The sequence below is a fragment of the Streptococcus infantis genome (assembly GCF_047465525.1).
Classification (GTDB): Bacteria; Bacillota; Bacilli; order Lactobacillales; family Streptococcaceae; genus Streptococcus; species Streptococcus infantis_R.
The window spans coordinates 1-23,479 of the sequence record NZ_JASGZS010000029.1; the positions used below are offsets into that span (position 1 = coordinate 1).

27 protein-coding genes and 1 pseudogene are annotated in these 23,479 nt (G+C 39.1%); 19 read left to right on the top strand and 9 right to left on the bottom strand.

What is annotated here, in order from left to right; translation table 11 throughout:
* Positions 1 to 141: 141 nt before the first annotated feature.
* Positions 142 to 837 (bottom strand): VIT family protein, encoded by a 696-nt coding sequence (locus QM374_RS09120; RefSeq protein ID WP_414311541.1) that lies wholly within the window; start codon positions 835 to 837, stop codon positions 142 to 144.
* Between the two features lie 210 nt (positions 838 to 1,047).
* Between QM374_RS09120 and QM374_RS09125 the strand changes: the two genes are divergently transcribed.
* Positions 1,048 to 2,328 carry an O-acetylhomoserine aminocarboxypropyltransferase/cysteine synthase family protein gene (locus QM374_RS09125; protein WP_414311556.1) on the top strand — a complete coding sequence of 427 codons (1,281 nt, stop codon included), beginning with the start codon at positions 1,048 to 1,050 and terminating at the stop codon, positions 2,326 to 2,328.
* Positions 2,329 to 2,391: 63 nt separating this feature from the next.
* Positions 2,392 to 3,072 (top strand): RadC family protein, encoded by a 681-nt coding sequence (gene radC / locus QM374_RS09130; RefSeq protein WP_414311542.1) that lies wholly within the window; start codon positions 2,392 to 2,394, stop codon positions 3,070 to 3,072.
* A 23-nt stretch (positions 3,073 to 3,095) separates the two neighbouring features.
* On the opposite strand, the gene QM374_RS09135 is transcribed toward radC, so the two are convergent.
* The 7 genes from QM374_RS09135 to QM374_RS09165 form a co-directional block, all read right to left on the bottom strand.
* Positions 3,096 to 3,785 carry a gamma-glutamyl-gamma-aminobutyrate hydrolase family protein gene (locus QM374_RS09135; protein WP_414311543.1) on the bottom strand — a complete coding sequence of 230 codons (690 nt, stop codon included), beginning with the start codon at positions 3,783 to 3,785 and terminating at the stop codon, positions 3,096 to 3,098.
* 15 nt (positions 3,786 to 3,800) lie between these two features.
* Positions 3,801 to 4,442 carry a redox-sensing transcriptional repressor Rex gene (locus tag QM374_RS09140; RefSeq protein ID WP_311522274.1) on the bottom strand — a complete coding sequence of 214 codons (642 nt, stop codon included), beginning with the start codon at positions 4,440 to 4,442 and terminating at the stop codon, positions 3,801 to 3,803.
* 80 nt (positions 4,443 to 4,522) lie between these two features.
* On the bottom strand, positions 4,523 to 4,738 hold the full coding sequence (locus QM374_RS09145; protein WP_153225327.1) for a DUF4649 family protein: 216 nt from the start codon (positions 4,736 to 4,738) through the stop codon (positions 4,523 to 4,525).
* Between the two features lie 9 nt (positions 4,739 to 4,747).
* Positions 4,748 to 5,095, bottom strand: coding sequence for a DUF1831 domain-containing protein (locus QM374_RS09150; RefSeq protein ID WP_045762949.1), 348 nt, complete (start codon positions 5,093 to 5,095; stop codon positions 4,748 to 4,750).
* Between the two features lie 4 nt (positions 5,096 to 5,099).
* A complete protein-coding gene (locus QM374_RS09155; protein WP_414311544.1) occupies positions 5,100 to 6,215 on the bottom strand; it encodes a cysteine desulfurase family protein in 1,116 nt (371 codons plus the stop codon).
* A 15-nt stretch (positions 6,216 to 6,230) separates the two neighbouring features.
* The gene (locus tag QM374_RS09160) at positions 6,231 to 7,175 is read right to left on the bottom strand and encodes a ribose-phosphate diphosphokinase (protein WP_049526337.1); all 945 of its coding nucleotides are present in this window, start codon (positions 7,173 to 7,175) and stop codon (positions 6,231 to 6,233) included.
* 123 nt (positions 7,176 to 7,298) lie between these two features.
* Positions 7,299 to 7,868: a CYTH domain-containing protein gene (locus QM374_RS09165; RefSeq protein ID WP_414311545.1), complete on the bottom strand. Its 570-nt coding sequence runs from the start codon at positions 7,866 to 7,868 to the stop codon at positions 7,299 to 7,301.
* A gap of 134 nt (positions 7,869 to 8,002) precedes the next feature.
* On the opposite strand from QM374_RS09165, the gene QM374_RS09170 reads away from it, so the two are divergent.
* The 17 genes from QM374_RS09170 to QM374_RS09250 all read left to right on the top strand — a co-directional run bounded on the left by QM374_RS09170 (position 8,003) and on the right by QM374_RS09250 (position 23,165).
* Positions 8,003 to 8,674: a GTP pyrophosphokinase family protein gene (locus tag QM374_RS09170; RefSeq protein ID WP_049529686.1), complete on the top strand. Its 672-nt coding sequence runs from the start codon at positions 8,003 to 8,005 to the stop codon at positions 8,672 to 8,674.
* Positions 8,658 to 9,476 carry an NAD kinase gene (locus tag QM374_RS09175; protein ID WP_414289617.1) on the top strand — a complete coding sequence of 273 codons (819 nt, stop codon included), beginning with the start codon at positions 8,658 to 8,660 and terminating at the stop codon, positions 9,474 to 9,476. Before QM374_RS09170 ends, QM374_RS09175 begins: the two co-directional genes overlap by 17 nt.
* Positions 9,473 to 10,372 (top strand): RluA family pseudouridine synthase, encoded by a 900-nt coding sequence (locus QM374_RS09180; protein WP_414311546.1) that lies wholly within the window; start codon positions 9,473 to 9,475, stop codon positions 10,370 to 10,372. Before QM374_RS09175 ends, QM374_RS09180 begins: the two co-directional genes overlap by 4 nt.
* Before the next feature lie 15 nt (positions 10,373 to 10,387).
* The gene (gene pta / locus QM374_RS09185) at positions 10,388 to 11,362 is read left to right on the top strand and encodes a phosphate acetyltransferase (RefSeq protein ID WP_223140970.1); all 975 of its coding nucleotides are present in this window, start codon (positions 10,388 to 10,390) and stop codon (positions 11,360 to 11,362) included.
* Between the two features lie 104 nt (positions 11,363 to 11,466).
* Positions 11,467 to 11,760 carry an antitoxin gene (locus QM374_RS09190; protein WP_414311547.1) on the top strand — a complete coding sequence of 98 codons (294 nt, stop codon included), beginning with the start codon at positions 11,467 to 11,469 and terminating at the stop codon, positions 11,758 to 11,760.
* On the top strand, positions 11,753 to 12,091 hold the full coding sequence (locus QM374_RS09195; protein ID WP_414311548.1) for a type II toxin-antitoxin system RelE/ParE family toxin: 339 nt from the start codon (positions 11,753 to 11,755) through the stop codon (positions 12,089 to 12,091). Before QM374_RS09190 ends, QM374_RS09195 begins: the two co-directional genes overlap by 8 nt.
* A gap of 74 nt (positions 12,092 to 12,165) precedes the next feature.
* Positions 12,166 to 12,858, top strand: coding sequence for a YjjG family noncanonical pyrimidine nucleotidase (locus QM374_RS09200; RefSeq protein WP_414311549.1), 693 nt, complete (start codon positions 12,166 to 12,168; stop codon positions 12,856 to 12,858).
* A gap of 61 nt (positions 12,859 to 12,919) precedes the next feature.
* Positions 12,920 to 13,573, top strand: a complete 654-nt coding sequence (locus tag QM374_RS09205; RefSeq protein ID WP_414311550.1) for a uracil-DNA glycosylase — start codon at positions 12,920 to 12,922, stop codon at positions 13,571 to 13,573.
* A gap of 9 nt (positions 13,574 to 13,582) precedes the next feature.
* The gene (locus tag QM374_RS09210; RefSeq protein WP_001135775.1) at positions 13,583 to 14,047 is read left to right on the top strand and encodes an NUDIX hydrolase; all 465 of its coding nucleotides are present in this window, start codon (positions 13,583 to 13,585) and stop codon (positions 14,045 to 14,047) included.
* 12 nt (positions 14,048 to 14,059) lie between these two features.
* Positions 14,060 to 15,331, top strand: coding sequence for a dihydroorotase (locus QM374_RS09215; protein WP_414311551.1), 1,272 nt, complete (start codon positions 14,060 to 14,062; stop codon positions 15,329 to 15,331).
* Positions 15,332 to 15,341: 10 nt separating this feature from the next.
* Positions 15,342 to 15,602, top strand: a complete 261-nt coding sequence (locus QM374_RS09220) for a hypothetical protein (RefSeq protein WP_414260838.1) — start codon at positions 15,342 to 15,344, stop codon at positions 15,600 to 15,602.
* An 11-nt stretch (positions 15,603 to 15,613) separates the two neighbouring features.
* Positions 15,614 to 16,954 carry an MATE family efflux transporter gene (locus tag QM374_RS09225; RefSeq protein ID WP_414311552.1) on the top strand — a complete coding sequence of 447 codons (1,341 nt, stop codon included), beginning with the start codon at positions 15,614 to 15,616 and terminating at the stop codon, positions 16,952 to 16,954.
* A 179-nt stretch (positions 16,955 to 17,133) separates the two neighbouring features.
* A complete protein-coding gene (locus tag QM374_RS09230) occupies positions 17,134 to 18,102 on the top strand; it encodes a thiamine pyrophosphate-dependent dehydrogenase E1 component subunit alpha (protein WP_000105346.1) in 969 nt (322 codons plus the stop codon).
* Between the two features lie 17 nt (positions 18,103 to 18,119).
* A complete protein-coding gene (locus QM374_RS09235; RefSeq protein ID WP_281335600.1) occupies positions 18,120 to 19,112 on the top strand; it encodes an alpha-ketoacid dehydrogenase subunit beta in 993 nt (330 codons plus the stop codon).
* Positions 19,113 to 19,331: 219 nt separating this feature from the next.
* Positions 19,332 to 20,375: a dihydrolipoamide acetyltransferase gene (locus QM374_RS09240; protein WP_414311553.1), complete on the top strand. Its 1,044-nt coding sequence runs from the start codon at positions 19,332 to 19,334 to the stop codon at positions 20,373 to 20,375.
* 38 nt (positions 20,376 to 20,413) lie between these two features.
* Complete coding sequence (lpdA, locus tag QM374_RS09245) at positions 20,414 to 22,117, top strand: dihydrolipoyl dehydrogenase (protein WP_414311554.1); 1,704 nt, start codon at positions 20,414 to 20,416, stop codon at positions 22,115 to 22,117.
* Positions 22,118 to 22,175: 58 nt separating this feature from the next.
* Positions 22,176 to 23,165, top strand: coding sequence for a lipoate--protein ligase (locus QM374_RS09250; RefSeq protein ID WP_414311555.1), 990 nt, complete (start codon positions 22,176 to 22,178; stop codon positions 23,163 to 23,165).
* A gap of 181 nt (positions 23,166 to 23,346) precedes the next feature.
* Here the strand turns inward: QM374_RS09250 and QM374_RS09255 are convergent.
* Positions 23,347 to 23,479, bottom strand: a pseudogene (locus tag QM374_RS09255) (IS4 family transposase); the annotation flags it as partial.

Here is a 23,479-nt window from a genome sequence, read left to right on the forward strand (position 1 = left end):
CTTATTCAAGTGGGCTTTTATCTGTTTTATCATGGGAAGTACCTCCTTAACTATCAGTTTAGCACATAAAAAAAGAAACCCAAATACAGAATTGTATTTGAATTTCTTAACTTAATGACATTGACCGAGCGGTATCTTTTTTTAAATACTAAACAACTGTCCAAATAGGTAGGTAACTCCCATGGTTAGAAGGCCAATACAGAGATTACGAATCATGGCTGTTTTTGTTGGAGCTTTTCCAAGTTTAGCACTAGTGTAGCCGGTAACTAATAGAGAAATCGCTACGATAAAGACAGTGGCAGGAATTCTGTATTCGCTTGGGAAAATAATAATCGAAAGCATTGGTGGCAGGCTACCAAGGACAAAGGCGATGAAGCTAGATGCTGCAGCATGCCAGGGATTAGTGAATTCCTCATACTCGATTCCGTACTTTTCCTCAACTAAGGCTTTGAGAGGATTTTTAAGAAATGCCTTGTTGGTTAAGAGTTGGGCTGATGTTTCACACTCACCATTTTGAAGATAGGCTGCGTAGAGTGATTTTTTAGCAGCTTCCATATCTTTATCCAAAAGTAATTGTTCTCGAGCTACAGCGGCTTCCTCCGTGTCTTTTTGAGTAGATACGGATACATACTCGCCACCAGCCATAGAAAAGGCACCAGCAAGAATTGCGGCTAATCCTGAGAGGAAGATAATCCAGATATTGTTAGTCGCACTGGCAACCCCAATAACAACTCCAGCGATAGAGATGATTCCATCATTTGCTCCCAGTACACCAGCACGCAAGATATTTAAACGGCCAGCAAAGTTTGCATCAATTTCATGTGTAATTTCTGACATAGTTTTCTCCTTCCTGTCCATTATAAAGTAAAGAGGAAGTGAATACAAACTTTTTAAACTATCTGAAAAAAGTTCTACAATTCTAATTTTAGACAAAGTAAATAGAAGTAGCCATAGCTATTGCTTATGCCAATATATAACAAAGTTGTATTTGTAACTGACTGCTATAGATGATACAATTATTTTAATAAAATCTTTGGAGGTCTGATGATGACTCGTGAATTTAAATTTGAAACCCTGCAATTGCATGCAGGTCAAGTGGTAGATGCTACTACCAAGTCTCGTGCTGTTCCAATTTACCAAACAACGTCCTTTGTATTTGATGATACACAAGAAGGTGCAGAACTTTTTGCCCTTCAGAAAGCTGGAAATATCTATACCCGTATCACTAACCCAACAACTTCAGCCTTTGAAGAGCGTATCGCAGCACTGGAAGGCGGTGTTGGTGCACTTGCAACAGCTTCTGGGATGGCAGCTCTTACCTACACAATTTTAGGACTGGCCCACGCAGGAGACCACGTGGTTGCAGCTTCAACTATTTATGGTGGTACTTTTAATCTCTTGAAAGAAACCCTTCCTCGCTATGGAATCACCACAACTTTTGTTGATATTGATAATCTAGAAGAGTTAGAAGCAGCGATTAAAGACAATACCAAGCTTGTTTTGATTGAAACCTTGGGTAATCCAGTTATCAATATTCCAGATATTGAAAAAATAGCTGAAATTGCTCATAAACATCAGATTCCTTTGGTCGCTGATAATACTTTTGCAACACCTTATCTTATCAATGTCTTTTCTCATGGTGTAGACATTGCAGTTCACTCAGCAACTAAGTTTATCGGTGGACACGGTACAACTATTGGCGGTGTTATCGTTGATAGCGGCAAATTTGACTGGGCTGCTTCAGGGAAATTCCCTCAATTGGTCGATGAGGACCCAAGCTACCACAATATCAGTTATACTCGTGATGTTGGTGCTGCAGCTTTTATCGTGGCTGCTCGCGTGCAATTGCTTCGCGATATGGGAGCTGCCCTTTCACCATTTAACTCATTCCTGCTCTTACAAGGTCTTGAAACACTTTCTCTTCGTGTTGAACGTCATGTTCAAAATGCTGAGAAAATCGTTGATTTCCTTGTGAAACATCCAAAGGTTGAAAGAGTCAACTATCCAAAACTTCCAGATAGTCCTTACCATGCCTTAGCTGAAAAATACTTACCAAAAGGTGTTGGTTCAATCTTTACTTTCCACGTTAAAGGTGGAGAAGCAGAAGCGCGTAAGGTGATTGACAACTTGGAAATCTTTTCAAACTTAGCCAATGTAGCAGATGCAAAATCATTGGTAGTTCATCCCGCAACTACAACACATGCTCAGTTGTCTGACTCAGATCTAGAAGCAGCAGGAGTAACCAAAAATCAAATCCGTCTTTCAATCGGTCTTGAAAATGTTGATGATTTGATTGAAGATTTACGACTAGCGCTTGAAAAAATCTAAAAATAACTAGTTTTTATCGAATTAAGCATCCTTCTCACGAATAATTAAGTGAGGAGGATTTTTATGTATAGTATTTCATTTCAAGAAGATTCGCTCTTGCCAAGGGAACGCTTGGTGACAGAAGGAGCAGAGAATTTGAGTAATCAGGAATTACTAGCCATTTTATTACGAACAGGAACTCGTCAATCTACTGTTTTTGAAATTGCACAGAAAGTATTGTCTCAATTAAATAGTTTAACTGAGTTAAAAAAAATGACCTTGCAAGAACTGCAGACTTTATCAGGAATCGGGAGAGTAAAAGCTATTGAATTGCAAGCAATGATTGAGCTTGGAAGTCGTATTCACAAACATGAAACCATTGTGGCAGAGAGCATTCTTAGTAGTCAAAGACTGGCTAAAAAGATGCAACAAGAATTGGGAGATAAAAAACAAGAGCACCTAGTGGCGCTCTATCTGAATACACAAAATCAAATTATTCATCAGCAAACCATTTTTATTGGATCTGCTACTAGAAGTATTGCGGAACCAAGGGAAATTCTCCATTATGCCTTAAAACATATGGCAACATCCGTGATTCTGGTTCATAATCATCCATCTGGTGCTGTTATGCCAAGTAGAAATGATGACCATGTTACAAAACTTGTTAAAGAAGCCTGCGAATTAATGGGTTTGGTCTTATTGGACCATCTTATCGTCTCACATTCCGATTATTTTAGTTACCGTGAGAAGACGGATCTGATTTAAAAAACCTGTATATGATACAGGTTTTACAATTCATTGACGACATAGTCGAAAAGAGTTTTATCTTTGGGGCGATTTTCAAAAAGAAATTCCGGATGCCATTGAACACCGAGGTAAGGGAAATCATCAGTCGTTGTTACAGCCTCGATAATTCCATCTTTAGGATCGTGTGCTACAACTTTTAGATTTGGAGCAAGGTCTTTAATGCTCTGATGATGGAAAGAGTTAATATGAGAGATTTCTCCATAGATTTTTCGAAGAATAGTACCAGGCTCGGTGACTAAACGTTGAGTTGTGTACTCGGCAGAACAATCCTGCCAGTGGTCTTCGATATCTTGATACAAAGTTCCACCCATAGCAACGTTAAAGAGTTGAGTCCCACGGCAAACAGAGAAAATAGGCTTTTTCTGTTTAATAGCTTCCTTGATGAGGGCTAGTTCGAAGATATCTCTTTGAAGGTGGTAGTCATCGCTATCAATGGTTTTTGGTTCACCATAGAATTTTGGATCAACATTTTGCCCACCTGTCAAGATGAGCTTGTCAATCATACTGATATAGTGGCTAGCCATTTCTTGATCACCAATCGGTAGGATGATGGGAATCCCTCCAGCTTCCTTGACTCCTTCAACAAAGCCCTTTGCTGCGTAGCTCATCATGATGTCATCATCTGGATGAGTTTTTTCGTTTCCTGTAATCCCTATAACTGGTTTTTTCATAAATGCTTACGCTTTCTAATCCTCTTTTCTCATGAAATAGAGGAGAGTTTGCAATTCACTAGTTAAATCCACATATTGAGCCACCACATCTTTTGGTAGTTGGAGATGAACGGGTGAAAAGCTTAAAATTCCTTTAATACCAGCATCGACAAGGAGATTGGCTACTTCTTGTGACTTGACACTCGGTACAGTTAAGATTGCAGTTTTTACATCTGCATTTTTTATTTTATCCTTGATTTGGGAGATTCCATAAATTGGAATTCCATCGGGAGTTTTTGTACCAACTTCAGGATGATCATCCAAATCAAAAGCCATAATAATTTTCATTTTGTTTCGTTCATGGAAACGGTAGTGAAGGAGAGCGTGCCCCATATTACCAATCCCCACTAACATAACATTCGTAATAGAATTATCATTTAGAAGATCAGCAAAAAACGTCATTAGTTTTTTGACATCGTAGCCAAATCCACGGCGACCAAGTTCACCAAAGTAGGAAAAATCTCGTCTAACGGTAGCAGAATCAATACCAATGGCCTCGGCAATTTGTTTTGAGTTGGCTCTTTCAATCTTTTCTGCATGAAATCTTTTAAAGATACGATAATAAAGAGAAAGTCTCTTTGCTGTTGCTTTTGGAATAGCAGACTGTTTTTCTTTCACAAAATCACAACCTTTCTAAATACTATTTTATAGAAAGATTGTGAAAAAATCAACAAAAACAAGAAAAAACTAAGAAAATCTTAGTTTATCTTTGTAAAATCATAGTGATATAGAAAACGATAGAGATCTCCCAGAAGACCTTGATAGATTTCTTTTCCCTTATAGGTAAGAGAAGTAATGACGGTCGTATCTGGAAGAGTCACACATCCTGAAAGTGACAGCATGAGTGCTTCGTAATCTTCGTATTCTAAAATGCGATCGACTTGATAGGTATCCTTATAGGTTAATCGAAACATAGGGACCTTCTATCTTTCACTTTTAGTGAAGACACCACGCTCCACAAGACTGTCCATCAAGAAGTAGAATTTCTCTTGGTGGATATGAGTTTCTTCTGACTTAAAGATATCAACCAAACGTAGACCAAATTTATCAGTGATGTTGATTTTTGCACCAGTTAAGTCTTTGTTGATGATAATCTTAAGTTGGAAACCTTCTCCACTATTTGGAACCTTCTCAAGAAGGCGTGTTAATTCATAGTTACCAACCTTTGTTTCAAAAAAAGTGTTATCTTTTAGAGTAAACTTTTTGACAGTAGGGCTAAGTGTGTAATCGTAACGGCAATTTTTAAGACTAATAGTTTTTTCGAATGCCATTGAGTTAACCTCCAATGATTTCTTTTAGAGTTTGGGCGAGGGTGATCATTTCTTGCTCTGTATTTTGAGGTGAAATGCTGACGCGAACGGATTCGTGTAAGCGAGGAGAGCCTTCTCCGTAGAAAGCCTGAAGAACATGACTAACCTGAACGACACCTGCAGTACAAGCAGAACCAGTTGAAATAGAAATCCCTTCAAGATCCAGACGAAGGAGTAGTAGATCATTACGTTGACCTGGAAATCCAATATTAAGGACATAAGGTAGCTGGTCTTTTCCTTGATTGAGGTAATAGTCTGCCTCAGCCATTTCCTTTAAGAAGGTGTCTTTCAGTTGTTGAACCTTTTCAAAGTTTTGTGCTTGGTTTTCAAGATCATCCTTTAGAGCTGCTACCATTCCTACAATGGCAGGAAGATTTTCTGTTCCTGCTCTTTTTTTCTGCTCTTGATCACCACCATGAAGATAGGAATCAAAATCTGTAGATGCAGCATAGAGAAAACCAACTCCTTTTGGACCATAAAATTTGTGTGCAGAAGCACTGAGAAAATCAATTCCCAATTTTTCAGGAAGAATTTCTAATTTACCAATTGCCTGAACCGCATCGACATGATAGACGGCTGGATGATTTTTTAGAACCTCACCAATTTCAGCAATAGGTAATAGTGTACCAGTTTCATTGTTGGCAAACATAGTAGAAACAAGAATGGTATCTTCACGAAGTGCATTTTTGACTTGGTCTGCAGTGATTTCTTGATGTTCAGGCTGTAAAATAGTCACTTCAAAACCGAAATTTTCAACCAAGTATTTGATGGGTTCTAGAACAGCATGGTGCTCAATCGCAGTAGTGATAATGTGCTTTCCACGATTTTGATGGCGAAGGCAGTAGCCGATGATAGCAGTATTATTGCTTTCAGTACCACCAGTGGTAAAGAATATATGTTGTGGCTTTGTTCCTAGTAAACTTGCTAGTTCTTGACGAGCTTCTCGTAATAGTTTACCTGCTTGGCGCCCATGTCCATGAATACTAGAAGGGTTGCCATAAGTTTCTTGCATGACTTGAGTCATTGCTGAGATAGCTACTGAAGACATTGGAGTCGTTGCAGCATTATCCAAATAAATCAAAAACTCACCTAATTTCTATTTAAATAGTGGACTAACTGGTTTTCTTTCATGAATACGAACCATAGCATCACCAATCAATTCGCTAGCAGTGATGTATTGCACGTTTTTAGGTTTTCTACTTTCTGTCAAAACAGAATCTGTAACCAAGATTTCCTTAATATTTGTTGCATCTAATAACTCTGCTGCACCGTTAACGAATAGTCCATGACTTGAAACCGCATAGATTTCAGTTGCGCCGTCACGCTCTAAGATTTTAGCAGCTTCAGAGAAGGTACGGCCAGTGTTCAGAATGTCATCGATCAAGATTGCCTTTTTACCTTCGACATCTCCGATAATGTAACCTTGACTGCGTTCAGAATCATCTTGTGCATAATCAATGATGGCAATTGGAGCATCTAGGTATTCTGCAAGACTACGCGCACGTTTTACACCAGAATTTTTAGGACTGACAACAACCACATCTGAACCAGTCAAACCTTTATCGCAGTAATGTTTTGCAAAAAGTGGAATTGTATAGAGGTTATCTACAGGAATGTCAAAGAATCCTTGAACCTGAACGGCATGGAGGTCAAGAGTCAATACACGACTAACTCCAGCTTTCACCAACATATTTGCAACCAGTTTTGCAGTAAGTGGTTCGCGAGAAGAAGCAATACGATCTTGGCGAGCATAGCCGAAGTATGGAAGTACAACGTTAATAGTATTAGCACTAGCGCGAACACAAGCATCGACCATAATCAAGAGTTCCATCAAGTGGTTATTTACTGGATAACTAGTTGATTGGATGATATAAACATCGTATCCACGAACACTTTCTTCGATGTTAACTTGGATTTCACCATCTGAAAATTGACGTGAAGATACTTTTCCAAGTGGAACACCTGCAGCATCTGCGATTCTTTGAGCTATTTCCTGGTTGGAAGATAGTGCGAAAAGTTTCATGTTTTTTGTATCTGACATCGATAAACCGTCCTCTTTAAACTAAGTGAATCGCTGTAGTGAAACACTTTTAGTGATAAATGCTCTCTACAACAGATTCTATTATTTTCATCCCTTTTATTTTATCAAAAAAAGAAGATTATTTCAGTATTTTTCCATATTTTCTATAAAACGAACCAATTTTGAAGGAGCTTTTTTGTAATGGATTTCATTGGCTTGTAAAAATTCTTGGAAATCAAGACTTCCTTGGTTGCCATCTTCCACTTCTAATTCGAGCTCATAGTCAACAATATCAAAGTATTGGCTTTGATCAAGTGCCATGAGTCCGATCGGAGTTTGCTTTTCGTAGCGAACAGTAGTTAGGCAACCTAAAACTACCCAGCCACTGGTTGAAAGTCCACGGCTAGTCAATTCGTCAAGAATCATTCCTTGTGGAAGTTTACATTCTTTAAGACAATGGTTTGCTTCCTCAAGGCTGAGATCTTGATTGTACTCCATATTTCCAACTTTTTGTGGGATTTTTATGGTCAATTCAGCACTATTTTCAAAAGTACGAATGCGCATAGCGATTTTATGTTTACGAAGGTAAAAATCAGGCGTGTCTAGGTAGTAATTTTTTTGTGTAATAGGTGTGACTCCTGAAAAGTGCTCCTGCAATCTTTGATATTCATCCTTGTTTAGAAGTGTTTTCATTTCAATTTCTAAATGTTTCATTTTTTTTACTTTTTCCTTATCTTTGAAAGCGATTGTATGGTATAATAAGCATTGTATTTATTGTATAAGATTTTTCCTAGAAAATCAAAAACTAGATAAATCGAAGTGTATAGAGAATTGGATGAAAAAGATATATGATTACAGAATGGGAAGAATTTTTAGATCCTTACATTCAGGCTGTCGGAGAGCTGAAGATAAAACTCCGAGGTATTCGAAAACAATACCGCAAACAAAATAAACATTCTCCAATTGAGTTTGTAACTGGTCGAGTCAAACCGATCGAAAGTATAAAAGAAAAAATGGCTCGTCGAGGGATTGGATACGATACGTTGGAACAGGACTTGCAAGATATTGCTGGTTTACGCGTCATGGTTCAATTTGTAGATGACGTGAGCGAGGTTGTTGCCATCCTTCGTAAGAGGCAAGACATGAGAGTTGTCCAAGAACGTGACTACATTACTCATCGAAAGGCTTCAGGCTATCGTTCTTACCATTTGATTATTGAGTATACAGTTGATACGATCAAGGGGGCAAGAACGATTCTGGTGGAGATTCAGATTCGTACCTTGGCTATGAATTTCTGGGCTACCATCGAGCATTCTCTCAATTATAAATATCAAGGGGATTTTCCAGAAGAAATTAAGAAACGCCTGGAAATCACAGCAAGGATATCCCACCAATTGGATGAAGAAATGAGTAAAATTCGTGATGATATCCAGGAAGCACAGGCACTCTTTGATCCATTGCATAGAAAGTTAAATGACGGGGTAGGTAATAGTGACGATACCGATGAAGAATACAGGTAAACGAATTGATCTAATCGCTAATCGCAAACCTCAAAGTCAAAGAGTCTTATATGAATTAAGAGATCGACTAAAAAAGAATAACTTTATATTAAATGATAAACATCCCGATATCGTCATTTCCATAGGTGGGGATGGGATGCTTTTGTCTGCTTTTCACAAGTATGAAGACCAGCTGGATAAGGTTCGCTTCGTTGGTGTTCACACAGGTCATTTAGGTTTCTATACGGATTACCGTGATTTTGAACTAGATCAACTGCTTACTAATTTACAGTTGGATACTGGGGCTCGTGTGTCTTATCCACTGTTAAATGTAAAGATATTTTTGGAAAATGGAGAAGTGAAAATTTTCCGTGCTTTGAATGAGGCTAGCATTCGGAGAGCTGATAGGACCATGGTTGCCGATATTATCATTAACCACGTGCCATTTGAACGTTTTAGAGGAGATGGCCTGACGGTATCGACGCCAACTGGGAGCACAGCCTATAATAAATCTCTTGGTGGAGCTGTTTTGCACCCTACTATTGAGGCCCTACAATTGACAGAAATTGCGAGTCTTAACAATCGTGTCTACAGAACCTTAGGTTCTTCTATCATTGTGCCTAAGAAGGATAAGATAGAATTGATACCAACTCGTAATGACTATCATACGATTTCTGTTGACAATAGCATTTATTCTTACCGTAATATTGAAAGAATAGAATACCAGATAGACCATCATAAGATTCATTTTGTAGCAACACCAAGCCATACTAGTTTTTGGAATCGTGTCAAAGATGCCTTTATTGGTGAGGTGGATGAATGAGGTTTGAATTTATTGCTGACGAACACGTCAAGGTAAAGACTTTTCTGAAAAAGCATGAAGTCTCTAAAGGATTGATTGCCAAAATCAAGTTTCGAGGCGGAGATATTCGCATAAACGGTCATCCACAAAATGCAACCTATCTCTTAGATATTGGGGATGTGGTTGTCATCGACATTCCTCCTGAGGAAGGTTTTGAGACACTGGAAGCAATTGATTATCCGCTGGATATTCTGTTTGAAGATGATCATTTCTTAATCCTAAACAAACCCTTTGGTGTTGCCTCGATTCCTAGTGTCAATCATTCCAATACCATTGCCAACTTTATCAAGGGCTACTATGTGAAACGGAACTATGAAAATCAGCAGGTTCACATTGTAACCAGACTAGATCGCGATACTTCGGGTCTCATGCTTTTTGCTAAACATGGTTATGCTCATGCTAGACTAGACAAGCAGTTGCAAAAGAAAGCCATTGAAAAGCGCTATTTTGCACTCGTTAAAGGAGATGGTTTTCTGGAATCTCAAGGTGAAATCATTGCCCCGATTGCCCGTGATAAAGATTCAATCATTACTAGACGAGTGGCAAAAGGTGGTAAATATGCCCATACTTCCTATCGTATTGTTGAGTCTTATGGTAATATTCATCTAGTTGATATTCGACTCCATACGGGAAGGACACACCAGATTCGTGTTCATTTCTCCCATATCGGTTTCCCTTTGCTTGGCGATGACCTCTATGGTGGTAGTCTTGAACATGGCATAGAGCGTCAAGCTCTGCATTGCCATTACTTATCGTTTTATCATCCTTTTCTTGAAGAGCAGTTGGAGATGGAAAGTCCACTGCCGGATGATTTTAACGCTCTTATAACTCAGTTATCAAATAATAATTTATCTTAAAAGGAGTCAAAACTCATGGAAGTTTTTGAAAGTTTAAAAGCCAACCTAGTTGGTAAAAATGCACGTATTGTCTTGCCAGAAGGTGAAGAACCACGTATCCTTCAAGCTACAAAACGAATCGTAAAAGAAACAGAAGTTATCCCTGTCCTACTAGGAAATCCTGATAAAATTAAAATTTATCTTGAAATCGAAGGAATCATGGATGGTTATGAAATCATCGACCCAGCCCACTACCCTCAATTTGAAGAAATGGTAGCATCACTTGTAGAACGTCGTAAAGGAAAAATGACTGAAGAAGAAGCTCGCGAAATCTTGGTTAAAGACGTGAACTATTTTGGTGTTATGTTGGTTTACATGGGCTTGGTAGATGGAATGGTTTCAGGAGCTATTCACTCTACTGCGGCAACTGTTCGCCCAGCCCTTCAAATCATTAAAACTCGTCCTAATGTTAGCCGAACTTCAGGTGCCTTCCTCATGGTTCGTGGTACTGAACGTTACCTCTTTGGTGACTGTGCCATCAATATCAATCCTGACGCTGAAGCTTTGGCAGAAATTGCGATTAACTCTGCAATTACAGCTAAGATGTTTGGTATCGAACCAAAAATTGCTATGCTAAGCTATTCAACTAAAGGTTCAGGTTTTGGTGAAAGCGTTGATAAGGTCGTTGAAGCAACTAAGATTGCTCATGATCTTCGTCCTGACCTTGAAATCGATGGGGAATTGCAATTTGATGCTGCCTTCGTTCCAGAAACAGCTGCTCTCAAGGCACCAGGAAGCAAGGTTGCTGGACAAGCAAACGTCTTTATCTTCCCAGGTATCGAAGCAGGAAATATTGGCTACAAGATGGCAGAACGTCTTGGTGGCTTTGCAGCAGTTGGTCCAGTATTGCAAGGTTTGAACAAACCAGTTAATGACCTTTCTCGTGGATGTAACTCAGATGACGTCTTCAAACTTACACTAATCACAGCAGCACAAGCTGTACACCAATAAAATACAAGATAGCTCCTTTTCTGTTAAAGGAGCTTTTCGTTGAATTTAAAATCTAAAGATGATAAAATGTATTTACAAATCATCTTTACAAAGAGGTATTAATCATGGCAAATACTCAACCTGTTAATTTTAGAGCAGATTCGACTTTTTACCAACAAACGAAAGAAATCTTAGCTGATGAAAAGTTAACCCTGTCAGATATCTTTAATGCTGCACTTCGTAAAATTGCGACAGGTGCAGTTGATCCTAAAGAATTCGTATTTAGTGATTCACAAGAGACACAATATCAGGTTGCTTTTGAAGACTTGAAAAAGGAAATCTTGATGGGACATCAAGAAATTGAGCAAGGTAAACTAACGTCTTTGGCAGATGTAAGAAAGGAATTTGGCCTTGAGTAATCATAAACGTTACCATGTTTCTCTTACGGATCAAGCTAAGAAAGATTTGAGAGAAATACATGGTTATATTGTACTGAATTTTTATAGCCAACAATCTGCCGATAGTAAACTAGACCTTATTCTAACGGCACTAGAAACTTTAGAAACCTTTCCAGAAGCATGCCCTTTGGTAACGAGTCGAGGTTACGGTGAATTAACAGATGACGGAAAACGATATCGATATATGCCAATTGAAAATTACTTAGCTTTTTATTATATCGACAAATATGAGGTTTATGTCTCCAGAATTTTAAATTCCAAGCAGAATTGGGCTAAGTTATTCAATAAGTAGAGGTAAAATTTTTTAAATTTTTTTGAATCATTTAGTCCCACTCTTTGTCCCCCAAAGAAAGGAAGTTTTTAAAATTGAAATACAAATTTCTATTATTCGACCTCGATCACACCTTACTCGATTTTGATGCTGCTGAGGATATAGCTCTGACGCAACTCTTAGAAGAAGAAGGAGTAGAGGATATCCAAACTTACAAGGATTATTATGTGCCCATGAACAAAGCCCTTTGGGAGGATTTGGAACAGAAAAAAATTACAAAGGCTGAGTTAATTAACACTCGTTTTGAAAAATTGTTTGCTCATTTTGGTATTGAAAAAGATGGGTCCTACTTAGCACAGCGCTACCAGTTTTTCCTATCAAAACAAGGGCAGACTTTCTCAGGTGTGGAAGATTTATTAAAAAATTTGATAAAACAAGGCTATGAGCTCTATGCTGCGACAAATGGAATTACCCTTATTCAAACAGGACGTTTAGAGCAATCTGGTATCGTACCATTTTTCAAGGAGATTTTCATTTCAGAACAGCTCCATACTCAAAAACCAGATGCTGCATTTTATGAGAAAATTGGAGCTCGAATCCCTAACTTTGATAAAAATCATGCCCTTATGATTGGTGATTCCTTATCAGCTGATATTCAGGGTGGAAATAATGCTGGCATCGATACCATCTGGTACAATCCTCATCATCTGGAAAATAAAATCCAAGCCCAGCCAACTTATGAAGTTCATTCTTACAAAGATTTGCTGGATTGCTTATATAAACTGTAAAAAGTGGTTTAGGTAGCCACTTTTTGCTATAATAGAGGCAGTATTAACGAAGGAGTCGGCTATGGAACACTCATCTTGGCATGCTTTGATTAAAGAGCAATTACCTGAGGGTTATTTTGGGAAAATCAATCATTTTATGGAGCAGGTTTATGCTCAAGGAACTGTATATCCTCCTAAAGAAAAGGTTTTTCAGGCTCTTATAACAACTCCTCTGGAAGAGGTTAAAGTGGTAATTCTAGGCCAAGATCCCTATCATGGGCCTGGTCAAGCTCAGGGTTTGAGTTTTTCAGTTCCAGATTCTATTCCAGCCCCTCCTTCTTTGCAAAATATCTTGAAAGAACTTGCGGATGATATTGGGGTAAAACCGTCTCATGATTTGACTACTTGGGCCGAGCAGGGGATCTTGCTTCTCAATGCTTGCTTGACGGTTCCTGCTGGTCAAGCAAATGGTCATGCTGGGCAGATATGGGAACCTTTTACAGATGCTGTGATCAAGGTTGTCAATCATCTAGATAGACCAGTTGTTTTTGTACTCTGGGGAGCTTATGCACGCAAGAAGAAGAGCTTGGTTACCAATCCTCAGCACTTGATTATCGAATCAGCCCACCCAAGTCCTCTTTCAGTTTACAGAGGATTTTGGGGTTCCAAGCCTTTTTCCAAGGCCAATACATTCTTAAAAGAGACAGGACAAGAGCCAATCGATTGGCTTAGATAAGGAGAGAATATGCCTCAGTTAGCGACAATTTGCTACATTGATAACGGGAAAGAGCTACTCATGCTTCATCGCAATAAAAAGCCTAATGATGTCCATGAAGGGAAATGGATCGGTGTAGGTGGAAAGTTAGAGCGTGGAGAAACTCCACAAGAATGTGCTGCTCGTGAGATTTTAGAAGAAACTGGTCTAAAAGCAAAACCAGTATTAAAAGGAGTTATCACCTTTCCAGAGTTTACACCGGACTTGGACTGGTACACCTACGTGTTTAAGGTAACAGAGTTTGAGGGTGAATTGATTGACTGTAACGAAGGGACCTTAGAATGGGTTCCTTACGATGAGGTTTTGAGTAAGCCGACTTGGGAAGGGGATCACACCTTTGTCGAGTGGCTTTTAGAAGATAAGCCCTTCTTTTCAGCTAAGTTTGTCTATGATGGTGATAAATTATTGGACACTCAAGTTGATTTCTACGAATAAAGGAGAAAGCAGATGCTAGTAATCAAAAATGGTCATGTCATGGATCCAAAGTCTGGTTTGGATCAAGTTTGTGATGTTTTGGTTGATGAAGGGAAAATCATTCAAATTGCTCCTGAAATCCAGGAAGAAGGTGCTCAAGTGATCGATGCTACTGGTCTTGTAGTTGCGCCTGGTTTGGTGGATATCCATGTCCATTTCCGTGAACCTGGTCAGACTCATAAAGAAGACATTCATACAGGAGCACTAGCAGCAGCTGCAGGTGGTTTTACGACAGTCGTAATGATGGCTAATACCAATCCAACTATCTCAGATGTTGAGACTTTACAGGAAATTCTTCAGTCTGCAGCTAATGAAAAAATTAATGTTAAGTCTGTAGCAACGATTACCAAAAACTTTAATGGTCAAGACCTAACTGATTTTAAAGCCCTTTTAGAAGCAGGGGCAGTTGGTTTTTCTGATGACGGGATTCCTCTTGAAAGTAGTAAAGTTGTCAAGGAAGCCATGGAAGAAGCGAAAAAACTAAATACTTTTATTAGTCTTCATGAAGAAGATCCTGGCTTGAATGGTACGCTTGGTTTTAACGAAAATATCGCTAAAGAACATTTCCATATCTGCGGTGCTACTGGGGTTGCAGAGTACGCTATGATTGCACGTGATGTCATGATTGCCTATGCAACCAAGGCTCATGTTCATATTCAGCATTTGTCTAAGGAAGAAAGTGTCAAGGTTGTGGAATTTGCTCAAAATATGGGTGCAAACGTAACTGCAGAAGTAGCACCCCAGCATTTTTCTAAGACTGAAGCTCTGCTTTTGACTAAAGGAAGTAACGCTAAGATGAATCCACCTCTTCGTTTGGAATCAGACCGTCGCGCCGTCATTGAAGGTTTAAAATCTGGAGTCATTTCTGTCATTGCTACTGACCACGCGCCTCACCATGCTGACGAAAAAAATGTTGAGGATATTACCAAAGCTCCATCAGGTATGACTGGTTTGGAAACTTCTTTGTCACTAGGTTTAACCTACTTGGTTGAAGCTGGCGAGTTGAGTTTAATGCAATTGCTAGAAAAAATGACCTACAATCCAGCAAAACTGTATAATTTTGAAGCAGGTTATCTAACTGAAAATGGTCCAGCTGATATTACAATTTTTGATGATAAAGCGGATCGAATTGTAGATACACATTTTGCTTCTAAAGCAGCTAATTCACCATTCATTGGTGAACAATTAAAAGGGCAGGTTAAATACACTATCTGTAAGGGACAAATCGTTTATCAAGCAGATTAGGAGCTTGAGGATGAATTATTTTCGTAAACTTAGAAATCGAAAACGCAATGCTTGTCACGGAGTATATTGTCCAGCCGCTAACCGTGCTAAAATTCAGTATGAAACCAAGGAAAAAGCTGATCACGCCGTAGACTATGATAATGGTGGCTTGGTTAGAAGCTATTATTGCGCCTCATGTAATTGTTGGCACACGACATCAAAAGCTAGTAATCCACCCTTGAGCTTGAGAAAATACGGCTTAAAGCTTTTTGGCTTGGATGAAAAGGAGTAGAAAGAGTAGGTATGCATACAACAGAAACTATTAAAGACAAAATCATCTTATTTTTAAAAATTTTCTTTCCTATTTTAATTTATCAATTCGCTAATTTTTCCGCATCTTTTGTCGATACCACGATGACAGGGCAATATAATACACTGGATCTAGCGGGTGTTTCCATTGCGACTAGTTTATGGAATCCTTTCTTTACCTTTTTGACTGGAATCGTCTCAGCCTTGGTCCCTATTATTGGTCACCATTTGGGACAAGGAAAAAAGAAAGAAGTTTCTTCGGATTTTTATCAATTTCTTTATTTGGCTTTAGCCTTATCTATCGTACTTTTTGGCTTGGTTTTCTTTTTAGCACCAATTGTGTTACAATTCATGGGGCTGGAAGTGGCTGTATCCAGTGTTGCCATACGTTATCTGTGGCTCCTAGCCATCGGTATTATTCCTCTCTTGCTTTTTAGTGTGATACGTTCTCTACTTGATACACTCGGATTAACAAAATTATCCATGTATCTCATGCTCCTCTTGCTACCCTTAAATAGTGGTTTCAACTATGTATTGATTTATGGAGCCTTTGGTTTTCCTGAGTTAGGAGGTGCAGGAGCAGGTCTGGGGACTTCCCTTGCGTACTGGGCATTGTTGCTGATTTCAGTTTTGGTCTTGTTAAAGCATAAAAAGCTCAAGGAATATCAACTCCAAAAACCTATGCCCCTACAAATCAAAAAAATTAAGGAAGCTATTTATCTTGGTCTACCTATTGGGGGGACGGTATTTGCTGAGGTTGCCATTTTTTCAGTTGTTGGTTTGATTATGGCGAAATTCTCATCACTTATTATTGCCAGTCATCAGTCAGCTATGAACTTTTCAAATCTGATGTATGCTTTTCCTATGAGTATTTCAACTGCGATGGCCATTGTGATTTCTTATGAGGTAGGAGCTAAACGGTTAGACGATGCAAAACAGTATATCCATATTGGTCGTTTAACAGCTATGGTGTTTGCGGTTTTAACACTTAGTTTTCTCTACATTTATCGTGAAAATGTAGCCAGACTATATGGTCAAGATTCAGAATTTATCCAACTGACAGCTTCTTTTATGACCTATAGCTTGTTCTTCCAGTTAGCTGATACCTTTGCGGCACCTTTGCAAGGAATTTTAAGAGGTTACAAGGATACGATTGTTCCTTTTTGCCTTGGTCTTCTTGGGTACTGGGGTGTTGGGATTCCGCTTGGGTTATATCTTGATTATTCGACTAGTTTAGGTGCGTATTCCTATTGGATTGCTCTCATTATTAGTTTAATGGTAAGTGGAATTCTTTATCAGTGGCGTTTACAAGTTATTATGAAAAGATTCAAATAATTTGTTGAAAAATGATGAAAAAACAGCTTGTGAAATTTGTATTTTATATAAAGAAAAGTCTTGATTTTATTGGCTTTTCTTTTTTTATATTGTGAAAAATTGCAAGCATATTTTTTGACACTAATTAACCTATAAAGTAAAATAGAACTATAAGAATTTAAACTTAGAAAGGCAAGATTATGTCAACTTTAGATAAAAATCTTTTGCTTGAGATGTTCCGTAAGATGGAAGAAATTCGTCGTATGGACTTAAAAATTGCTCAATTAGTAAAAAAAGGAAAAGTGCCAGGAATGACGCACTTTTCTGTTGGTGAGGAAGCTGCTAACGTTGGGGCTATGTTAGCTCTAAACGCAGATGACCTGATCACTTCAAATCACCGTGGTCACGGTCAAGCTATCGCTAAAGGTATTGACCTCAATGGCATGATGGCTGAAATCCTAGGTAAATATACAGGGACTTGTAAGGGTAAAGGTGGATCAATGCACATCGCCGACCTTGATGCAGGTAACCTTGGTGCCAACGGTATCGTAGGTGGTGGTATGGGGATTGCAGTTGGTGCTGCCCTTACTCAACAAATGAAAAACACTGGTAAAATCGTTGTCTGCTTCTTTGGTGACGGAGCGACAAACGAAGGTGTCTTCCACGAAGCGGTGAATATGGCTTCGATCTGGAATCTCCCAGTTATTTTCTACTGTATCAATAATGGTTACGGAATTTCAGCAGATATTAAGAAAATGACCAATGTTCAACATATCCATGAACGTAGCGCAGCTTACGGTATTCCTGGTATGTTTATCGAAGATGGTAACAATGTAATCGATGTCTATGAAGGATTTAAAAAGGCAGTTGACCATGTTCGCTCTGGTAAAGGTCCTGTCTTGATTGAGAGTGTAACCTACCGTTGGCTTGGTCACTCATCTTCAGACCCAGGTAAATATCGTACACGTGAAGAAGTAGAAGAGTGGAAACAAAAAGATCCAATCGAAAATCTTCGCAAGTACCTTGTTGAGAACAAGATTGCTAGTGCAGAGGAACTTGAAGAAATTCAAGCACAAGTTAAGGAAGCAGTGGAGGCATCTGTTAAATTTGCAGAAGAAAGTCCATTCCCTCCACTAGAATCAGCATTTGAAGATATTTACGCAGACTAAGGAGAAGTAGAGAAAATATGGAAACTAAATTAATGTCTTTCCGCGATACCATTATCCTTGCAATGTCTGAGGAAATGCGTCGTGATGAAAATGTGCTTTTGATGGGTGAAGATGTCGGAGTTTTCGGTGGAGACTTCGGTACTTCAGTAGGTATGCTTGAAGAATTTGGTCCAGAACGTGTTCGTGACTGTCCAATCTCTGAAGCTGCAATTTCTGGTGCAGCAGCAGGTGCTGCTATGACAGGACTTCGTCCAATCGTTGATATGACTTTCATGGACTTTTCTGTAATTGCCATGGATGCTATCGTTAACCAAGCCGCTAAAACACGTTATATGTTTGGTGGTAAAGGTCAAGTCCCAATGACAATCCGCTGTGCAGCTGGTAATGGAGTAGGTTCTGCAGCACAACACTCACAATCATTGGAAACATGGTTTACGCATATCCCAGGATTGAAAGTAGTAGCTCCAGGTACACCAGCTGATATGAAGGGACTTCTCAAGTCCTCTATTCGCGATAACAACCCTGTTATCATTCTTGAATACAAATCAGAATTCAACCAAAAAGGTGAGGTTCCTGTTGATCCAGACTATACTATCCCACTTGGTGTCGGAGAAATCAAACGCGAAGGTACTGATGTAACAGTAGTAACCTACGGTAAAATGCTTCGTCGTGTTCTACAAGCGGCTGAAGAATTGGCTGAAGAAGGAATCTCAGTTGAAGTAGTAGACCCACGTACTTTGGTTCCACTTGATAAAGACATCATTATTAATTCAGTTAAGAAGACTGGAAAAGTAGTTCTTGTCAACGATGCCCACAAGACAAGTGGTTTTATCGGTGAAATTTCAGCTATTATCTCAGAATCAGAAGCATTTGATTACTTGGATGCACCTATTCGCCGTTGTGCTGGTGAAGATGTACCAATGCCTTATGCACAAAATCTTGAAAATGCAATGATTCCGACAGTTGAAAGCATCAAAGATGCCATTCGTAAAACTCATAACAAACAATAATACATAAAATAAATTATGTAATATATGATAAATCAGACGAGAAGCTTTGTATCTTTTAGGTGCAGAGTTCTCTGCGTCCTTGATATCTTAGATTAGAGCACGGGCTAAAAGCTCGGAAAAAAGATAAATCTCCTTGACTTCATAGAAGTCTGCGTTGATTTCCTATTTTTCGGTCGCTTTTAAACGCCCTTAGTATCTTATAATAGAATAGGAGAGGTCATGGCTGATGATAAGCTAAGAGCGACTCCTGCGGCTAGAAAATTAGCAGATGATTTAGGGATTAATCTCTACGACATTTCTGGCTCAGGCGCAAACGGTCGTGTCCACAAAGAAGACGTGGAAACATATAAAGACACTAACGTGGTTCGCATTTCACCACTCGCAAAACGAATTGCACTAGAGCATAATATTGCTTGGCAAGAAATCCAAGGAACTGGTCATCGTGGTAAGATTATGAAGAAAGACGTTTTAGCCTTCCTTCCTGAAAATATCGAGAACGATACCATTAAGTCTCCTGCACAAATCGAAAAAGTGGAAGAAGTTCCTGATAACGTAACACCATACGGTGAAATCGAGCGTATTCCGATGACACCGATGCGTAAAGTTATTGCTCAACGTATGGTTGAGTCTTACTTGACTGCACCAACCTTCACGCTAAATTACGATGTAGATATGTCTGAGATGCTTGCCCTTCGTAAGAAGGTCCTTGAACCAATCATGGAAGCAACTGGTAAGAAAATCACTGTTACAGATCTGCTTTCACTTGCGGTTGTTAAGACACTTATGAAACACCCATACATCAATGCTTCATTGACTGAAGACGGCAAGACAATTATCACCCACAACTACGTCAACCTTGCGATGGCTGTTGGTATGGATAATGGTCTTATGACTCCAGTCGTCTACAACGCTGAAAAGATGAGCTTGTCTGAGTTGGTAGTTGCATTCAAAGATGTCATCGGACGTACTTTGGATGGTAAACTAGCTCCTAGCGAATTGCAAAATTCAACCTTCACAATCAGTAACTTGGGGATGTTTGGTGTTCAATCATTTGGTCCTATCATCAATCAACCAAACTCAGCAATTCTCGGGGTTAGCTCAACAGTTGAGAAACCAGTTGTAGTTAATGGTGAAATCGTGATTCGTCCAATTATGAGTCTTGGATTGACAATTGACCACCGTGTCGTAGATGGTATGGCTGGTGCTAAGTTTATGAAAGACTTGAAAGCTTTAATTGAAAACCCAATCTCAATGTTGGTTTAAAATATTTGTTTTAGAAATATAGATAGAGGAAGTAAGATATGGCCTTAGAAGTAATTATGCCAAAAGCCGGCGTGGATATGACAGAAGGACAAATCGTCCAATGGAATAAAAAAGTCGGAGAATTTGTAAAAGAAGGAGAAATCCTTTTGGAAATCATGACTGACAAAGTCAGCATGGAATTGGAAGCAGAAGAAGACGGTTATTTGATCGCTATCCTAAAAGGTGACGGAGAGACTGTCCCTGTTACTGAAGTTATCGGTTATCTTGGTGAAGAAGGGGAAAATATCCCAACAGCTGGAGCAGCTGCACCAGAAGCTAGCCCAGCACCTGCAGCAAGTGCTTCGAACGATGATGGTAAGAGCGATGATGCTTATGATATCGTTGTTATTGGTGGTGGACCTGCTGGTTATGTTTCTGCCATTAAAGCAGCTCAATTAGGTGGTAAGGTTGCTCTTGTTGAGAAATCTGAACTTGGTGGAACTTGTTTGAACCGTGGATGTATCCCAACTAAGACTTACCTTCACAACGCCGAAATTATCGAAAATATCGGTCATGCAGCAAATCGTGGTATCGTAATTGAAAATCCTAACTTCACTGTTGATATGGACAAACTTTTAGAAACTAAATCTAAAGTTGTTAATACTCTTGTTGTTGGTGTTGCAGGACTTCTTCGTAGCTATGGAGTTGATGTTCATAAAGGTATCGGTACTATTACTAAAGATAAGAATGTCTTGGTGAATGGTTCTGAATTGCTTGAAACTAAGAAGATCATCCTTGCTGGTGGTTCTAAAGTAAGCAAGATTAATGTCCCTGGTATGGAATCCTCACTTGTGATGACGAGTGACGACATCCTTGAAATGAATGAAGTGCCAGAAAGCCTTGTTATCATCGGTGGTGGGGTTGTCGGTATCGAACTTGGTCAAGCCTTCATGACATTTGGTTCAAAAGTAACTGTTATCGAAATGATGGATCGTATCGTTCCAGCTATGGATGCTGAAGTATCTAAGAACCTTCGCTTGATCCTCGAGCGCAAAGGTATGTCTATCTTGACGGGTACTAAACTCCAAGAAATCATTGAAGAAGACGGCAAACTCCGTATCAAAGTTGAAGGAAAAGATGATATCATTGCTAACAAAGCTCTTCTATCAATCGGTCGTGTTCCAGATCTTGAAGGTATCGGAGAAGTTGAGTTTGAGTTAGACCGTGGTCGTATCATGGTTAACGAGTACATGGAAACTTCTGTTCCAGGTATCTACGCACCAGGTGATATCAATGGTACTAAGATGTTGGCTCACGCTGCCTTCCGTATGGGTGAAGTAGCGGCTGAAAATGCTCTTAAAGGAAACCACGCTGTTGCCAAATTGAACTTGACTCCTGCAGCTATCTATACACTTCCAGAAGTAGCAGCAGTTGGTTTGACTGAAGAACAAGCTCGTGAGAAATATGATGTCCAAATCGGTAAATTCAACTTTGCCGCAAACGGACGTGCAATTGCATCAGATGCTGCTCAAGGATTTGTTAAAGTCATTGCAGACAAGAAATATGGTGAAATCCTTGGTGTTCACATCATTGGTCCTGCAGCAGCTGAATTGATCAACGAAGCGTCAAGCATCATCGAAATGGAAATCACTGTTGAAGAAATGCTTAAGACAATCCACGGACACCCAACATACTCAGAAGTTATGTACGAAGCGTTTGCGGATGTTCTTGGAATGGCTATCCATTCACCTAAGAAAAAATAAAAATAGATAGACTAGACTGGAATTATTTTCCAGTCTCTATCGTATTAGAAGGTAACTTATGAAATACATTATCAATCATTCAAATGACACTGCCTTTAATATTGCTTTAGAGGAATATGCTTTTAAACACCTTTTGGACGAGGATCAAATCTTCCTTCTTTGGATCAACAAACCATCTATCATTGTTGGGCGTCATCAGAATACCATTGAAGAAATCAACCGTGATTATGTTCGTGAAAATGGCATTGAGGTAGTCCGCCGTATCAGTGGTGGTGGTGCTGTTTACCACGATCTAAACAACCTTAACTACACCATCATTTCAAAAGAAGATGAAAACAAGGCCTTTGACTTCAAGAGCTTCTCAACTCCAGTTATCAATACCTTGGCTCAACTTGGTGTTAAAGCTGAGTTCACAGGTCGTAACGACCTTGAGATTGACGGCAAGAAATTCTGTGGCAATGCCCAAGCCTATATCAATGGTCGTATCATGCACCATGGTTGCTTGCTCTTTGACGTTGATTTGTCAGTCCTAGCAAACGCCCTTAAGGTTTCAAAAGATAAATTTGAATCAAAAGGCGTCAAATCCGTCCGTGCCCGTGTAACCAATATTGTCAATGAATTACCAGAAAAAATCACAGTTGAAGAATTCCGTGATTTACTCTTGGAATACATGAAAAAAGAGTACCCAGAGATGACTGAATACGTCTTTTCAGAAGAAGAATTGGCCGAAATCAATCGCATCAAGGATACTAAGTTTGGAACTTGGGACTGGAACTACGGTAAATCACCGGAATTTAACGTCCGTCGTGGAACTAAATTCCCAAGCGGTAAGGTTGAAATCTTCGCTAACGTCATTGAATCAAAAATCCAAGACATCAAGATTTATGGTGACTTCTTTGGTATCGAAGACGTTGCAGCTGTAGAAGATGTCCTTCGAGGCGTTAAATACGAACGGGAAGATGTTATTAATGCCTTAGAAACTATTGACATTACAAGATACTTCGCTGGTATTAGTCGTGAAGAAATCGCTGAAGCGGTAGTGGGATAAAAAGAAAAGAAGTTGGTTGTTTGACAATGTCATTAAGTTAGTAATCTAACTATTTGAATAGAAGATAGGATTGAGATCATCAAAGTGATTCTCTATCCTATCTTCTATTTTTTTGCATAACAAATAAAGGTTTTTTCACCCTATTTTTTGAGATTTATGTTACTCTATAGATGAAATCAACTACCGAATATCTTTGTTTTTTGTGACTACTGTCGATGGCAACTTGCGAGGTTAACCAACGACAAAAGTTAAAATTTGTAAATCGGGCAAAGATTTCTTGGAGAATCCCTTCCTTCTTTTTGGCATGAAAATTG

Bases quoted from the DNA above. Each gene is read 5' to 3' on its own strand.
- QM374_RS09120 (WP_414311541.1), bottom strand. From the start codon at position 837: ATGTCAGAAATTACACATGAAATTGATGCAAACTTTGCTGGCCGTTTA.
- QM374_RS09125 (WP_414311556.1), top strand. From the start codon at position 1,048: ATGACTCGTGAATTTAAATTTGAAACCCTGCAATTGCATGCAGGTCAA.
- radC (WP_414311542.1), top strand. From the start codon at position 2,392: ATGTATAGTATTTCATTTCAAGAAGATTCGCTCTTGCCAAGGGAACGC.
- QM374_RS09135 (WP_414311543.1), bottom strand. From the start codon at position 3,785: ATGAAAAAACCAGTTATAGGGATTACAGGAAACGAAAAAACTCATCCA.
- QM374_RS09145 (WP_153225327.1), bottom strand. From the start codon at position 4,738: ATGTTTCGATTAACCTATAAGGATACCTATCAAGTCGATCGCATTTTA.
- QM374_RS09150 (WP_045762949.1), bottom strand. From the start codon at position 5,095: ATGGCATTCGAAAAAACTATTAGTCTTAAAAATTGCCGTTACGATTAC.
- QM374_RS09160 (WP_049526337.1), bottom strand. From the start codon at position 7,175: ATGTCAGATACAAAAAACATGAAACTTTTCGCACTATCTTCCAACCAG.
- QM374_RS09165 (WP_414311545.1), bottom strand. From the start codon at position 7,868: ATGAAACATTTAGAAATTGAAATGAAAACACTTCTAAACAAGGATGAA.
- QM374_RS09170 (WP_049529686.1), top strand. From the start codon at position 8,003: ATGATTACAGAATGGGAAGAATTTTTAGATCCTTACATTCAGGCTGTC.
- QM374_RS09175 (WP_414289617.1), top strand. From the start codon at position 8,658: ATGAAGAATACAGGTAAACGAATTGATCTAATCGCTAATCGCAAACCT.
- QM374_RS09180 (WP_414311546.1), top strand. From the start codon at position 9,473: ATGAGGTTTGAATTTATTGCTGACGAACACGTCAAGGTAAAGACTTTT.
- pta (WP_223140970.1), top strand. From the start codon at position 10,388: ATGGAAGTTTTTGAAAGTTTAAAAGCCAACCTAGTTGGTAAAAATGCA.
- QM374_RS09190 (WP_414311547.1), top strand. From the start codon at position 11,467: ATGGCAAATACTCAACCTGTTAATTTTAGAGCAGATTCGACTTTTTAC.
- QM374_RS09205 (WP_414311550.1), top strand. From the start codon at position 12,920: ATGGAACACTCATCTTGGCATGCTTTGATTAAAGAGCAATTACCTGAG.
- QM374_RS09210 (WP_001135775.1), top strand. From the start codon at position 13,583: ATGCCTCAGTTAGCGACAATTTGCTACATTGATAACGGGAAAGAGCTA.
- QM374_RS09215 (WP_414311551.1), top strand. From the start codon at position 14,060: ATGCTAGTAATCAAAAATGGTCATGTCATGGATCCAAAGTCTGGTTTG.
- QM374_RS09220 (WP_414260838.1), top strand. From the start codon at position 15,342: ATGAATTATTTTCGTAAACTTAGAAATCGAAAACGCAATGCTTGTCAC.
- QM374_RS09225 (WP_414311552.1), top strand. From the start codon at position 15,614: ATGCATACAACAGAAACTATTAAAGACAAAATCATCTTATTTTTAAAA.
- QM374_RS09230 (WP_000105346.1), top strand. From the start codon at position 17,134: ATGTCAACTTTAGATAAAAATCTTTTGCTTGAGATGTTCCGTAAGATG.
- QM374_RS09235 (WP_281335600.1), top strand. From the start codon at position 18,120: ATGGAAACTAAATTAATGTCTTTCCGCGATACCATTATCCTTGCAATG.
- QM374_RS09240 (WP_414311553.1), top strand. From the start codon at position 19,332: ATGGCTGATGATAAGCTAAGAGCGACTCCTGCGGCTAGAAAATTAGCA.
- lpdA (WP_414311554.1), top strand. From the start codon at position 20,414: ATGGCCTTAGAAGTAATTATGCCAAAAGCCGGCGTGGATATGACAGAA.
- QM374_RS09250 (WP_414311555.1), top strand. From the start codon at position 22,176: ATGAAATACATTATCAATCATTCAAATGACACTGCCTTTAATATTGCT.